Raw genomic sequence first — 13,555 nt, 5'->3', positions numbered from 1 at the left:
GGGTCCCATAGGTCGCATGGACGACGTGGATCCCGTCGGACTCGAGAACATACGGCGGTCCCCCGTGCTGGAGATCGACGGCCTGGGGGTCCGGCTGCCGGACGGGCAGGCGGCCCGGCCGCTCCTCGACGGCGTCACGCTCCGGGTCGCCGCGGGCGAGACCGTCGGTCTGGTCGGCGAGTCCGGTTCGGGCAAGTCGGTCGCGTGCCGCAGCGTGCTCGGACTGCTGCCGGCCAAGGCGCGGACGACCGGTGCCGTACGGGTGGGAGGCGGTGACGTCCTGACGATGGACCGCGCGGAGCTGACCCGGCTGCGCGCGCGGCGGGTCGCCATGATCTACCAGGACCCCCGCGCCTCCGTGAACCCGCTGCGCCGGATCGGCGACTTCCTCACGGAGGGCCTGCGCGCCGCCGGTACTCCCGCGGCGACGGCGCTCGCGCGGGCGGAGGAGCTCCTCGACGCCGTCGGCATCCGCGACCCGCGAGGCGCGCTGCGCCGCCATCCGCACCAGTTCTCCGGCGGGATGCTCCAACGGGTGGTGATCGCCGCGGCTCTGGCGGGCGAGCCGGAACTGCTGGTGGCCGACGAGCCGACCACGGCGCTCGACGTCACCACGCAGGCCGAGATCATCGCGATCCTCACCCGGCTCCAGGCCGAACGCGGCACCGGTCTGCTCTTCGTCACCCACGACCTGGAGCTGGCGTCGGCGATCTGCGACCGCGTGTACGTGATGTACGCGGGCCGGATCGTCGAGACGGCGGACACCGCCTCCCTGTTCGACCGGCCGCGGCACCCGTACACGGCGGGGCTGCTGGCCTGCACGCCCCGGATCGAGGCCGGCGCCTCGGCCCCACGCCCCATCCCCGGCCGGCCCGTCTCGCTCGCCGAGGCCCCACCGGGGTGCGCCTTCGCGGCGCGCTGCGTCCACGCGCAGGCGCGGTGCACCGAGGAGACACCCGTACTGGCGCGCCACGGCGACGGTCTGGCCGCCTGCCACCGCGCCGACGAAGGGATCACACGGTGAGCGGAACCACGCACGACCCGGAAGAGCTCGTGGTCGAAGGGCTGCGCAAGCGGTACGGGGACCACATGGCCGTGGACGACGTGTCGTTCACCCTCGCCCCGGGCGCCTCGCTCGGCATCGTCGGCGAGTCGGGCAGCGGCAAGACGACGACCGTGCGGATGCTCGTCGGCCTGGAGCGGCCCGACGGCGGCACGGTCCGGGTCGGGGGCCGGGACCGCTCGGCGCCGGCCCGCGGCCGGGCCGAGCGCCTGGCGCGGGCCCGGGAGATCCAGATGGTCTTCCAGGATCCGTACCTCTCCCTCGACCCGCGCGTGCCGGTGGGCCGGTGCGTGGAGGAGGTGCTGCGCCTCCACGTCCCCACGGACGCGGCGTCGCGAAGGGCCCGGGTAGCCGAACTCCTCGACCAGGTCGGCCTCGGCGAGCGGGAGGCGGCGGCCCTGCCGGGCAGGCTCTCGGGCGGTCAGCGCCAGCGGGTGGCGATCGCCCGCGCGCTGGCCGCCGAGCCGCGCTTCCTCGTCCTCGACGAGGCGGTGGCGGCGCTGGACGTGTCGATCCAGGCGCAGGTGCTCGAACTCCTCGGCCGGATCCGGCGCGAGACGGGCATCGGCTTCCTCTTCGTGACGCACGACCTGGCCGTGGTCCGGCACATCACGGACGAGGTCATGGTCCTCAAGCAGGGCCGCGTGGTGGAGAAGGGCACCACATCGGCCCTCCTCGACGCACCGGCCGACCCCTACACCCGTCTGCTGCTCGACTCGGTCCCCCGCCGCGGCTGGAACCCGAGGAAAGGAGGGCCGCCTCACGACACGCCCGATGCCCAGGCCGTGTTCTAGGTGGGTCTTCCGGCTGGCGTCCTGCACCGGGATGATCGGCCTTGTGGGGCGTGGGGATCTTTCCGATGAGCAGTGGGCGGTACTGGAGTCGTTGCTGCCCGCGGTGGGCGTCAGCCGCAGGTCACCGGGCCGGCGGCGACTCGTGGACGGCGTGCGATGGCGGGTACGAACCGGTGTCCCATGGCGCGACCTGCCGCGTGAGTACGGGCCCTGGCAAACCGTCTACGGGCTGTTCCGCAGATGGCAACGGCGGGGAGTGTGGGCCCGGTTGCTGACGTTGCTGCAGGCACAAGCCGATGCGGCCGGGCTGATCACCTGGGAGATCAACGTCGACTCCACGGTCTGCCGCGCCCACCGGTACGCAGCTGGTGCCCGCCGGAACGGCGCCGAGCAGAAGGAGCCGCCCGGCGGAGTCGGGCACAATCCGGGCGACCACGGACTGGGCAGGTCCCGGGGCGGGTTCACCACGATGATCCATCTGACGTGCGAGCAGGGACAGAAACCGTTGTCGCTGCTGGTCACGGCAGGCCAGCGGGGCGACAGTCCTCAGTTCGAGCCGGTCCTGAACGCGATCCGGGTTCCCAGGCCCGGTGCTGGCCGGCCACGGACTCGCCCGCTGCGGGTGCGGGGAGACAGGGCGTATTCCTCTCGCGCGAACCGCGCTTACCTGCGCAGACGTGGGATCAGGTGCACGATTCCCGAGCCGGCCGGCCAGGCGCGCAACCGCAAGAGTCGTGGCCGTACGGGTGGCCGCCCGCCTGCCGTCGACTGGCAGGACTACAAGGCCCGGCACGCGGTCGAGTGCGTGATCGGCCGCCTGAAGGTTCCCGAGCCTCTCCTCGTCCGACGATCAAGAGTGAGACGGCCCGGGTGACCCCGACGCAGGCGGAATTCTGGCCGGTTCGAGCTGCGCAGCCGTGTCGACTGCTGCGCACGTCTGCGACGGCCGCCCCTGCGTTCGACAGGAACAGTCGTGTGCCGACTCCCGTCGCCCCACCAGCAGGCGGCCTCGCAGTCCGGCTCGCAGCGCGGCCACACCCGCCCTCCCCGTTCGGGTCATGAACGTTCTCGATCTCGGCAGCCGCTCCTCCTCGGCACCCCCACTGAGCAGGCGAGACGACCCGGCGTGACGAGGCTGACCAAGATCGCCCGGTTGCGCTTCGCCGCCGCTGGACCATCGCTTTCCGCTTATGAATGAATACCTGGCGTTACATCCTTCTCTCATTCCCTCTTCTCGTGGGCCCCGACGAAAGGGCACAGCCATGTCTTCTGCCATGCGTAAGGCGATCACTCCCAGGGCGCGGCGGCTGGCCGCCGCTACGATCGCGCTCGGCAGCTGCCTCGCACTCGCCGCGCCGGCGGGAGGTGCCGCCGCGGCGCCCGCCGACCCGGTGCCGACCGTCTTCTTCGGCGACTCCTACACCGCCAACTTCGGCATCGCTCCCGTGAACAACCAGGACAGCGAGAGGGGCTGGTGCTTCCAGGCCACGGACAACTATCCCGCCGTCGCCACCCGGAGCCTGGCCGACAAGAGCATCACGCTCGACGTCCAGTCGGACGTCTCCTGCGGAGGCGCCCTCATCCACCACTTCTGGGACAAGCAGGAGCTGCCCTTCGGCGCCGGAACGCTCCCGGCGCAGCAGGACGCGCTCAAGCAGGACACCCAGCTGACCGTGGGAAGCCTGGGCGGCAACACGCTGGGCTTCAACCGCATCCTGAAGCAGTGCTCCGACGAGCTCCGGAACCCCTCTCTGCTGCCGGGAGACCCGGTGGACAAGGACGAGCCGGCCGCCAAGTGCGGTGAGTTCTTCGAGACCGGGGACGGAAAGCAGTGGCTGGACGATCAGTTCGAGCGGGTCGGTGGGGAGCTGGAGGAGCTGCTCGACCGCATCGGCTACTTCGCCCCCGACGCGAAGCGCGTCCTGGTCGGCTACCCCCGGCTCGTTCCCGAGGACACCACCAAGTGCCAGACCGCGGCGCCCGGCCAGACACAGCTGCCGCTCGCCGACATCCCCCAGGACGCCCTGCCGGTCCTGGACCAGATCCAGAAGCGGCTGAACGACACCATGAAGAAGGCCGCCACCGACGCCGAAGGCGGCGCCGACTTCGTCGACCTCTACGCCGGCACCGGCGCCAACACGGCGTGCGACGGCGCCGAACGCGGCATCGGCGGCCTGCTGGAGGAGTCCCAGCTCGAACTCCTCGGCACCAAGATCCCCTGGTACGCGCACCCCAACGCGAAGGGCCGCGACATCCAGGCCAAGCAGGTGACCACCAAGATCGAAGAAGTCCTCAACCGCTGACCGGCCCCACAACCGCTCTCCCCGCATGAACGAAGCCCCAGGACCCGCCATCGGCCTGGGGCTTCGCAGCACTGATGACTCCAGGAGCCTTGCCCCAACTCGCCCTCACCACCGCACGGTGCGCCTGGCAGCACTCACCTCGAACGGCTCCGCTCCGCACCGGCCCAGCCGGCGGACCACCTGACAGAACAGGGCCTCGTAGGGGGACCGCCGGTGATCCGGCACCTCCTCGCGGCCGGGCATCAGGTCATGCCGGCGCGGAGGTGGGCGTGGATGTAGTGGTCGAAGGGATGGGCCTTCTTGAGGGAGAGGTCGGGGTGCGGGTTCTGGAACTCACCCCCGAGGAACGCCGGGTCGGCCGCGTACCACCGGTCGACAATGGTGGCCTGTTGCTCGATTCCGTACGCCGACCACGGCCTGCTGGGGTCGCCGCCGGGTTCGTAGGTGCTCTCGAACACGCCCTGGCAGAAGTACGTCGTGGCAGGCCAGCGGCTGGCCTGCCACACGTGCGTCAGTTCGTGGATCAGCATCTGTCCGCGCTCGGTGTACTTCCCGCCCTTGGCCGCCATCGGATCGGCGAAGTCGTCGCCCAGGTTGACCAGGAACGAGCCGCCGGCGCCTGGGACGACGAATGCCCGATCGTCCAGCCCGCTGATGTTGGTCAGGATGATCTGCTCACGCTGGGGAAGCGTGGGTCCGAAGACCTTGGCGGCGAACGCCGCCTCCTCCTCCAGCAGTGGCCGGTGATCGACGAGACCCTCGGCGGCGACCCCCGCTGCCAGTGCCGGGACGATCGCCGCCGGGCCGAAGACCAGAAGCACCCCGGAGGCGATCGTCACTCCGACGGGCAGCGCCGGGAACGGCCAGGGCTCCCCCGCGGCCTCTCCGAGCTGGGAGCCGATGACCAGCGCCGCGGCCATGCCACCGGCGCCCGTGACGGCTGCGACGCCGACGACCTGGGCGACCGCGGTCGCGATGTCTCCCAGCGTGCCGAGGACCCCGTCCACCTCCCATTCCTTGCGGACCGTGAGCCGGGCGTCGCGGGCGAAGGTGAGCCAGTTCTGCCGGATGGCCTCGTTGCGGCCGTCCTCTGCCCAGTTCTTCTGACGGTCGCCCGGGGTGTCGGTGCCGAAGACCCGCCCCTGGTGCACCGCCAGGGCACGGAACCGTCCTCCGCCACCTTCCACGACGGGGTGGACGACGAAGGAGAACGACGGGAAGCCGGTGGCGCGCATGTGCCCGGTCGAGCTGTATGTGCCGTCGCTTCGCAGGACCATGTCGACGTGCCCGCCGAGCGCGGTTTCGGTGGTGACGGATTCGGCCACGTGCAGTTCTACCGGCACCTCGTCGAGTCGGCGCATGACGTCACGTACGGAGACCGGGCCTTCGGCCCCGAGGCTGTCGGCCACCTCACGGAGGCTGATGACCCGTGGGGCCGCGTAGAGGTGGAACCTGCGGAGGCTCTGTGTCAGAGATGTCATGGAGCGCCTCGATCGGTCGGGACCGCCCGACGAGGACCGGCGCAGGGGCCGGTTCTCGCGAGCGGGGAGACGGACTTACGGGCAGGGGAGCGTGACGGTATTGCTCCACAGAACCCCCGTAAGATCGTTTGAGTCCGGGCGACTGTCCGTCGCCGATACGTGCAACGGGAGACCGGACAGGCACGGGACGTGCTGACGCATGTGCAGCTCCCCCTCGGAATCGGAGGTCTGCTGGAAACTTCGCTGCGCCAGAGCGTCGTCGACGACCCTCACCGTCACGGTGGCATCGGCGACGAACCGAACGCCGTCGATGACGAAGACCGAGGAATCGCCGGACCCTTCGGTCGCCACTGTGATCGCCGGTTGCGGGGTCACAGGAGTTGGTCCGACGGGAGAGTCCCGAGGTTCTTCCACGATGTGCAGGCTGTCCAGGAACACGACCAGGTGGCGCGTGGAGATGGGTGCGAGCATATCGAGGCGACGCACGAGTTGACGGACATTTCCATCCGCCCTGTACTGAGGTAGCACGCCTCTGTCACGAGCGCTGTGAATTGCCGTTCGCAGTCTTGGCATTTCGGCGATCCCATCATTTCGACTCGGAGCACAACCCAACGGCGTGGGGTCCGAGCGTCGCTCGGTGGAGGGGCGGCGCTCGGGACCGCATGTGGACGTTCTCAACCCAGTCCGACGAGGACCAGGACCATGCCGGTACCCGCCGACAGAGGAGTGAGGGCCTTGCCGAGGACCGCGCCGAATGCGGCCTCACGGTCGGTAGCAGCCATGGTGTGACCGGGAGTCGACGAGGTCGTCAGCAAGTCGCCGACTCGAATGGCCTGCGACGACGCATCGGCGTGGCACCAGACCTTTCCGACGACGGCGATGGCTCGACGGCAGGCATCGCCGTGGCCCGACCGGGGCTCCCTACGATCCAGAACGAGCGCCGGCACCCGGTCTCCCGCGCCTGACACCACACCCGCCACACACGAGTCGTAGACCTGCGTGCAAGGTGCCAGCGCGCCCTCGTCGTCGAGGACGACGACCGCACCCGGCACCATCTCAGCGGTGTCGTCCCTGTCAGCGACGTCGAACTGCTCGGCCACGTCCCCGCCTGTGAGGACGAGGTCACCGGTGACCTCGAGGTCTCCTTCGAAGAGTCCGGCGAGGCGGCCTCCCCGGGCGTGCACGCCGACGCCTTCCGCGCTGAAGCCGATCGTCCCGGTACCGGCGCCCTTGTGCTCCCCCCAGACGCCGCTGCCGCCGTTGGTGCTCGCCGACTCCCCGTAGACGCCCACCCAGTTCTTGGACTTGCCTGCCGCGCCGGCGCCGTTCTCGGCCTCGCCGAGTACGCCCTGGCCTTCGGTACCGCTGTGCTTGCCGTACACGGCGGGGTTGAAGCGGCCCGAGGTCTCGCCGACCACACCGGCGCCGCCGGCGGAATTGGCGCCGTAGACTCCGGCCCCTCCGATCGTGCTGGTACTCAGGCCCTCGACGCCGTGCCAGCGGTCGCCCCTGCCCTGGACGCCCACGGCGTCTCCCCGCCCTCCGACTCCGACCGTTCGCTCGCCCGGGGTGGCTGTCCCGGTGATCGCCACGCTGTCGTTGCCCGTCACTGATTCGTTGATGGCCATAACGGTTCTCCGTCCCCGCAGGCCCGGTCAACCGTGATCGGGACCGCTTCGGATGAGGTCCTCGCACCGGATGTCGATGGATGTGAAGTGAGCGCGACGCGCTTCCTCTTCAACTCTCGTGCGCCGGGCGGGCAGACGCAAACGGGGGCGAAAGGCACGCCGTGGCGCTCGGGAGGACGCTCGGTGCGAGGGCGCGCCCACGCAGGGGTCGTCCGCACGGCACGGCCGGCCTCAGGTCGCCTTGCGCCACAGGAGATGCGCTGCGTGAAGGCTGGTTGAACCGCGCCCGTCCCGGTCCGCGACGCGACGTTCGCATTCGACCCCCGCGATCCGCGCCCCAAGTCGCGCTCTGCTGGCCGGCCTTGCGTCGCATCCCGTGTCCATGGCGAACGCCAACCCGTCTCCGGCCAGGTCGGTGAGAAGGGAGATGGCCGGCCCGAAGACGGCGGAGGACATCTGGTCCTCTCCGCGGCGCAACCGTCCGCGGTCACGCGAGCCGACAGCTCACTGCTCGTCACGGGCGTTCACTCGCACGGGTACCAGGGGCGCCGCATGCACCCTTTCCGTCCGGAAGGCGGTCGCGGGCGGGCCGCCCCACGAGCTACGTTCCGGGGGACGAATCGATCTCTTGATCCGCGAAGGAGCCGCGATGCGTATCGCTCTCTTCCTGACCTGCGTCAACGACACGCTCTATCCGGACACGGGTCGCGCGGTCGTGCGGCTGCTGACCCGGCTGGGTGTCGACGTCGACTTCCCGACGGGGCAGACGTGTTGCGGGCAGCCGCAGTACAACACCGGCTACCGACGGCACGCCGAGCCGCTCGCCCGTCGCTTCGCCGAGGTCTTCGGCGGGTACGACGCGATCGTCACCCCCTCCGGGTCGTGCGGGGCCATGGTCCGCGAGCTGTATCCGCGCATGGGCGAGCGGGCCCGGGCGGAGGGCCGCGGCGACGGGCTCGCCCTCGCCGTGGCACCGGTCGTGCCGAAGACGTACGAGCTGACCGAGTTCCTGGTCGACGTCCTCGGCGTGACGGACGTCGGCGCCTCCTACCCCCACAGGGTCACCTACCACCCCACCTGTCACGGTCTGCGCGGCCTCGGCCTGGCCGACCGGCCGTACCGTCTGCTCTCGGCGGTCAAGGGCCTCGACCTGGTGGAGCTGCCGGGCGCCGAGGAGTGCTGCGGCTTCGGCGGCACCTTCGCCGTGAAGAACCCCGACGTCTCGGCGGCGATGGGCGCCGACAAGGTCCGCAACGCCGTCTCGACCGGGGCCGACGTCCTGTGCGCGGCGGACAACTCGTGTCTGATGCACCTCGGCGGCACGATGAGCCGGCTGCGGGTCGGCGTCAGGCCCGTCCACATCGCCGAGATCCTGGCGAGCACGGAAGAGGAGCCGACGGCGTGAGCGGTACGTTCCTGGGCATGCCGGCCTTCCCGGAGGCGGCGCGCGAGGCGGTGCGGAACACCACCCTGCGGGCGAACCTGCGGCACGCCACCCACACGATCCGGGACAAGCGGGCCAAGGCCGTCGCCGAGCTGGACGACTGGGCCGAGCTGCGCGAGGCCGGCAAGCGGATCAAGGACCACACGCTCCGCCATCTCGACCGCCATCTGCTCCAGTTGGAGGAGTCGGTGGTACGGGCCGGGGGCACCGTCCACTGGGCCGCCGACGCGGCCGAGGCGAACCGGATCGTGACCGGTCTGGTGCGGGCCACGGGTGAGAGCGAGGTCGTCAAGGTCAAGTCGATGGCCACGCAGGAGATCGGGCTCAACGAGGCGCTGGAGGCCGAGGGCATCGCCGCGTACGAGACCGACCTCGCCGAACTGATCGTGCAGCTGGGCCACGACCGGCCCTCGCACATTCTCGTCCCCGCCATCCACCGCAACCGGGGCGAGATCCGTGACATCTTCCGGTCCGAGATGGGCCGTTGGGGCCGTCCGGCGCCCGAGAACCTGACCGACAGCCCCGCCGAACTGGCCGAGGCCGCCCGACTCCACCTCCGCGAGAAGTTCCTGCGTGCCAAGGTCGGGATCTCGGGCGCGAACTTCATGGTCGCCGAGACCGGCACGATGGTCGTGGTCGAGTCCGAGGGCAACGGCCGGATGTGCCTGACTCTGCCCGAGACCCTGATCTCCGTCGTCGGCATCGAGAAGGTCGTGCCGACCTGGCGGGACCTGGAGGTCTTCCTGCAGACCCTCCCGCGCTCCTCGACGGCCGAGCGCATGAACCCGTACACCTCCATGTGGACCGGCACGACGGAGGGTGACGGGCCGCGGACCTTCCATCTCGTCCTGCTCGACAACGGCCGCACCGACGCGCTCGCGGACGAGGTCGGCCGCCAGGCCCTGCGCTGCATCCGCTGCTCGGCCTGTCTGAACGTCTGCCCCGTCTACGAGAGGGCCGGCGGCCATGCCTACGGCTCCGTCTACCCGGGGCCCATCGGGGCGATCCTGAGCCCTCAACTCCGGGGAACCGCGAGCGAGATCGACGCCTCGCTGCCGTACGCCTCCTCCCTCTGCGGGGCCTGTTACGACGTGTGCCCGGTCGCCATCGACATCCCCGAAGTCCTCGTCCACCTCCGCGAGAAGGTCGCCGAGGGCGAGGGCCACCGGATGGAGAAGGCCGCCATGGGTGCGGCCGCATGGGCGTTCGGCCGGCCCCGCGTCTACGCGGCCGGGCAACGCCTCCTCTCCCTCACCCGGAGGTTCCACCCCTCCCGCCTGCCCGGTCCCGGCCGGGCGTGGACGGACAGCCGCGATCTGCCCGAGGTCCCGGCGGAAGGCTTCCGCGACTGGTGGAAGCGTGAGCACGAGCGGAAGGAGGGGTCCGAGTGAGCGGCAGAGAACTGATCCTGCGCCGGATCCGCGAGGCGCTGTCCGACGTACCCGCGGCCGACGCGCCGCCCTACGACCGGGCCGTCGAGAGGAACTACGCGCGTGAGCACGGGAATCGGGACACCGAGGAGACCGTCGCCCTGCTGGCCGAGAACCTGGCGGACTACCGGGCCGTCGTCCACCGCTGCCGCCCCGACGCGCTCCCGGAGCTGATCGGACGCCTGCTGGCCGAGCGGGGCGCGCGCCGGGTGCTGGTGCCCGTGGGGCTGCCCCCCGCGCTTCTGAGCGGTACGGACGCGGCCGTCGTGGACGACCGGGCCGAGCTCACCCCGTACGACCTCGACGGGGTCGACAGCGTCGTGACGGGCTGCGCCGTCGCCGTCGCGGAGACCGGCACGGTCGTCCTCGACGCCGGGCCGGACCAGGGGCGCCGCCGCATCACCCTCGTGCCCGACCACCACATCTGCCTCGTGCGCGCCCCCGAGCAGGTCGTGGCCTCCGTACCGCAGGCACTCGAACGCCTCGACCCCGGACGCCCTCTGACGTGGATCTCGGGCCCGTCGGCGACGAGCGACATCGAACTCGACCGCGTCGAGGGGGTCCACGGCCCGAGACGACTGGACGTCGTCCTCGTCGACCCCGCCCCCTTCACCGGAGGGACGGACCAGGCGGGAGGCTGAGGTGAACGTTTCACCTGGTGAGAAGCGGACGGACTTCCCACAACCACCCCTCCCATCGGGTTCGTTCGTGCAGAATGCAGCTCATGCCCGAATACCTCGACCTCGAACTCGGCGGCGCCGCGTTACGTGTGGAGCTGGCCGACGCCGGCGAACCCGCTGCCCCGTTCGTACCCGCACCGTCTCCCGAAGCCGCGGATCTTCCCGACGGCTTCGGTACAGCCACACCCGTCGCCCGCGGGCGGGGTGCCGCCGCTCTCGCCCAGGACGTCCTCCAGACCGCGTTGCGTCCCCTCGGACCGCTGCTCGAAGAGGTGCACGCCGCGGTCACGGGCACGGAGCACCCGCCGCAGGAGCTGACGGTCGAGTTCGGCATCCAGATCGGCCAGGACTTCAAGCTCGGGATCGTCGGGGCGAACGGACAGGCCACGATGACCGTCAGCGCCACCTGGCAGGACCAGGGCACCGGCTCTCCGCGGGCTTAGGGATGGGTTGGTTCCACCGCCGGGCGAGCCCCGGTTCCCACACGGCGGTGCTGCGCGCGAGCGACTCCAGGGCCGCCGGATCCGCCGTACTGCTCTCCCCCGGTCGTCTCCTGACCTGTGCCCATGTCGTCAACGACGCTCTGGGACGGGAGCTGCTGAGCGCGGCCGAGCCCGAGCCCGATCAGCTCTTCACCGTCGCGTTCCGCGGCGCCGACACGGCAGCCGGACGGGGTACGGCCCGACTGTCGCTGTGGCTGCCGCCCAAGGCACGGGCCGACGGCATCGTGTGGGAGGGCGACCTCGCCGTGCTGGACCTCCAGGAACCCGCTCCGGACTGGACCAGGCCGGTGGTGTGGCGGGAGATGGCGGAAGGCATGGAACTCCGGGCCTGGCACGGCGGCGGCGCGTCCATCGCCTATGCCGACACCGTGGCCGGCTTCCAGGAGTCGGGCTGCTGCTACCTCGACGGCGCTCCGACCGGTGCCGCCATCGGACCGGGCTACAGCGGGGGTCCGCTGTGGGTGAAGTCCGACTCCACCGTGGCCGGTGTCGTCGTCGGCCAGGTCATCAAGCAGTCGGGCCCACTCCAGGCGCAGGACACCGTCCGGCGGGGCTGGGCGGTGCCGTGGCAGACCGTGCGGGAGGAACTCTCCCGCGCGGGTGCGTCGCATGTCGTCGAGGAGTGCGAGGTATCCCGGCCGGGTCGTCTCACCGGGGCGCGGACGAACGAGGCCTCGGTGCGCGCGATGGTGCCCGTCCTGCGGACCCTGATGGAAGACCTGACCACGCGCGCCGACCACTGCCGGGACCTCGCGGCCAGCCTGGGGTGCGAACCACCGTCCTACAGCGAGGAGCCCGCCCCTGCCCTGGAAGAGCTCGCGACGGTACTGCTGACGGAAGAGCGCGCTCTGGCCGCGCTGACGGAGTCGTTGGCTCCCGTGGCGGAGAACCAGCAGTCGCTCCGCCGGCCACTGAGCGATCTGCTGGCACTCGGCCGCGTGGAGCCCGGCGTCCGGCTGCTGTCGTTCGCCGAGTTCCGGCAGCTCCTGACGGTGCTGCGTACCGTCGTCGTGGCGGATTCCGGTCTTCTCCCACGAGCCGCACGGGAGGCGCTGCGCTTCATGACGCTCCCTGCGTCACTGGCACACGCTTCCCGGTTGAACGCCTCGGACGTGGAGACCGTCGTCCTCGGCCTCGAGGACTACTCGGACGGGCGGGCCGGCTCTGCTGCCTCCATCCCCGTTCCGGCGCTGTTGAGACTCGCCGAGTTCACGGCGGCGTCGTCGCGCGACGCGAAGAGCCGCGCGACCCTGCGCGCCTGGTGCGACCGAGTGGCTGCTCGCCTGGGTATCAGCCCGTCGGCCTTGGGGGAACGGCGTACGGACGCGGAGGCGTGGGCGGCTCACCGGCCTTCCCCCGTCACCAGGATCGTCGCTCGCCTGACCGACGCATCCGGGAAGCCCGGGGAGTTCCACTGCGAGATGTGGCTCAGTCATCGAGACGGCACACGGGCGAGCATCGCCACGCCGAAAGGGCCCATGCCGCCCGGGGACATCGGCCGCCTGATACGCCGGACCGCCGACGGCAGCAGGGTGGGGAGCGATCAACCCCTGTCCCAGGTGGATGTCGTGGTCGGACCCGGCAACCTCGAGACGCCGGTGGACGGCTGGGAGACGGGCAGCGAACTCGCCGACGCCATCCCGGAATTCAGCGAGTTGAGCCTGCCGCTGGGAAGCCGGTACCAGGTGGCCCTCCGCTGCCCCGAACTGATCAGCACCGTTCCCACCGCCGACAGCGCGATGCGGCGGCGATGGGCCGCGGGAGATCCCCGTTCCCTGGTGGTGGACGATCCATCGGTCGACCCGCACCGCCTCTACGGGATGCTGAGCAGCCCGCAGCACCAGGACACGGCACGCGTCGTGCTGCACGGCCCCCCACAACTACGGCGGCGGCTGCTACCCGTGTGCCTGGCCATGGGAGTCCCCGTCGTCCTCTGGGACCGGGCTGCCGAGTCGTACCACGACGCCCCTCGGATGGACGGTCTCGATCCGACCGGCCCGCTCGACAAGCTGCCCCAACGGCTGCAGAGCTTCCGGGCGGCCGCCTACGCCGCCGAGGCCGAGTCCACGGAGGCGCGGCCGACACTCGTCTGGCACGACGGGGAACTGACCCTGCCGGATCCGCTGCACCTCGCGGATCCCCCATGACAGCCGGGCATCCCCTGCCTGATCGCGCACCAGCGCCCGAACTCACCGACGCACGGACTCGAACTCAAGGAGCGGACACCCG

General features: G+C 71.0%; 11 protein-coding genes. 9 read left to right on the top strand and 2 right to left on the bottom strand.

Annotated elements, in window-relative coordinates:
• The first annotated feature begins 16 nt into the window (after nucleotides 1-16).
• From ACFVGW_RS20925 to ACFVGW_RS20910, 4 genes are all read left to right on the top strand, one after another.
• Nucleotides 17-1,024 carry an ABC transporter ATP-binding protein gene (locus ACFVGW_RS20925; protein WP_385853044.1) on the top strand — a complete coding sequence of 336 codons (1,008 nt, stop codon included), beginning with the start codon at nucleotides 17-19 and terminating at the stop codon, nucleotides 1,022-1,024.
• Between the two features lie 65 nt (nucleotides 1,025-1,089).
• Entirely contained in the window at nucleotides 1,090-1,857 is a 768-nt protein-coding gene (locus tag ACFVGW_RS20920) for an ABC transporter ATP-binding protein (protein WP_385853123.1), read from the top strand.
• Nucleotides 1,838-2,731: an IS5 family transposase gene (locus tag ACFVGW_RS20915; RefSeq protein WP_385853043.1), complete on the top strand. Its 894-nt coding sequence runs from the start codon at nucleotides 1,838-1,840 to the stop codon at nucleotides 2,729-2,731. Before ACFVGW_RS20920 ends, ACFVGW_RS20915 begins: the two co-directional genes overlap by 20 nt.
• Nucleotides 2,732-3,119: 388 nt before the next feature.
• The gene (locus ACFVGW_RS20910) at nucleotides 3,120-4,160 is read left to right on the top strand and encodes an SGNH/GDSL hydrolase family protein (RefSeq protein ID WP_385853042.1); all 1,041 of its coding nucleotides are present in this window, start codon (nucleotides 3,120-3,122) and stop codon (nucleotides 4,158-4,160) included.
• Between the two features lie 242 nt (nucleotides 4,161-4,402).
• On the opposite strand, the gene ACFVGW_RS20905 is transcribed toward ACFVGW_RS20910, so the two are convergent.
• Together ACFVGW_RS20905 and ACFVGW_RS20900 are read right to left on the bottom strand one after the other, a co-directional pair.
• Nucleotides 4,403-5,641: a hypothetical protein gene (locus tag ACFVGW_RS20905; RefSeq protein ID WP_385853041.1), complete on the bottom strand. Its 1,239-nt coding sequence runs from the start codon at nucleotides 5,639-5,641 to the stop codon at nucleotides 4,403-4,405.
• Between the two features lie 674 nt (nucleotides 5,642-6,315).
• A complete protein-coding gene (locus ACFVGW_RS20900) occupies nucleotides 6,316-7,269 on the bottom strand; it encodes a hypothetical protein (RefSeq protein ID WP_385853040.1) in 954 nt (317 codons plus the stop codon).
• 649 nt (nucleotides 7,270-7,918) lie between these two features.
• Here ACFVGW_RS20900 and ACFVGW_RS20895 point away from each other — a divergent pair.
• The 5 genes from ACFVGW_RS20895 to ACFVGW_RS20875 all read left to right on the top strand — a co-directional run bounded on the left by ACFVGW_RS20895 (nucleotide 7,919) and on the right by ACFVGW_RS20875 (nucleotide 13,473).
• Complete coding sequence (locus ACFVGW_RS20895) at nucleotides 7,919-8,674, top strand: (Fe-S)-binding protein (protein ID WP_385853039.1); 756 nt, start codon at nucleotides 7,919-7,921, stop codon at nucleotides 8,672-8,674.
• Nucleotides 8,671-10,104 (top strand): LutB/LldF family L-lactate oxidation iron-sulfur protein, encoded by a 1,434-nt coding sequence (locus tag ACFVGW_RS20890; RefSeq protein WP_385853038.1) that lies wholly within the window; start codon nucleotides 8,671-8,673, stop codon nucleotides 10,102-10,104. The genes ACFVGW_RS20895 and ACFVGW_RS20890 overlap by 4 nt, the downstream gene beginning before the upstream one ends.
• Nucleotides 10,101-10,784: a lactate utilization protein C gene (locus ACFVGW_RS20885; protein WP_385853037.1), complete on the top strand. Its 684-nt coding sequence runs from the start codon at nucleotides 10,101-10,103 to the stop codon at nucleotides 10,782-10,784. The genes ACFVGW_RS20890 and ACFVGW_RS20885 overlap by 4 nt, the downstream gene beginning before the upstream one ends.
• Nucleotides 10,785-10,867: 83 nt before the next feature.
• A complete protein-coding gene (locus tag ACFVGW_RS20880; RefSeq protein ID WP_385853036.1) occupies nucleotides 10,868-11,266 on the top strand; it encodes a CU044_2847 family protein in 399 nt (132 codons plus the stop codon).
• 2 nt (nucleotides 11,267-11,268) lie between these two features.
• Nucleotides 11,269-13,473, top strand: coding sequence for a trypsin-like peptidase domain-containing protein (locus tag ACFVGW_RS20875; protein WP_385853035.1), 2,205 nt, complete (start codon nucleotides 11,269-11,271; stop codon nucleotides 13,471-13,473).
• Nucleotides 13,474-13,555: the final 82 nt, after the last annotated feature.

The organism is Streptomyces sp. NPDC127129 (assembly GCF_042671585.1).
In the GTDB taxonomy this organism is placed as follows: domain Bacteria; phylum Actinomycetota; class Actinomycetes; order Streptomycetales; family Streptomycetaceae; genus Streptomyces.
Note: the sequence above shows the minus strand (reverse complement) of the source record. Positions and strands in the feature narration are given on the sequence as shown.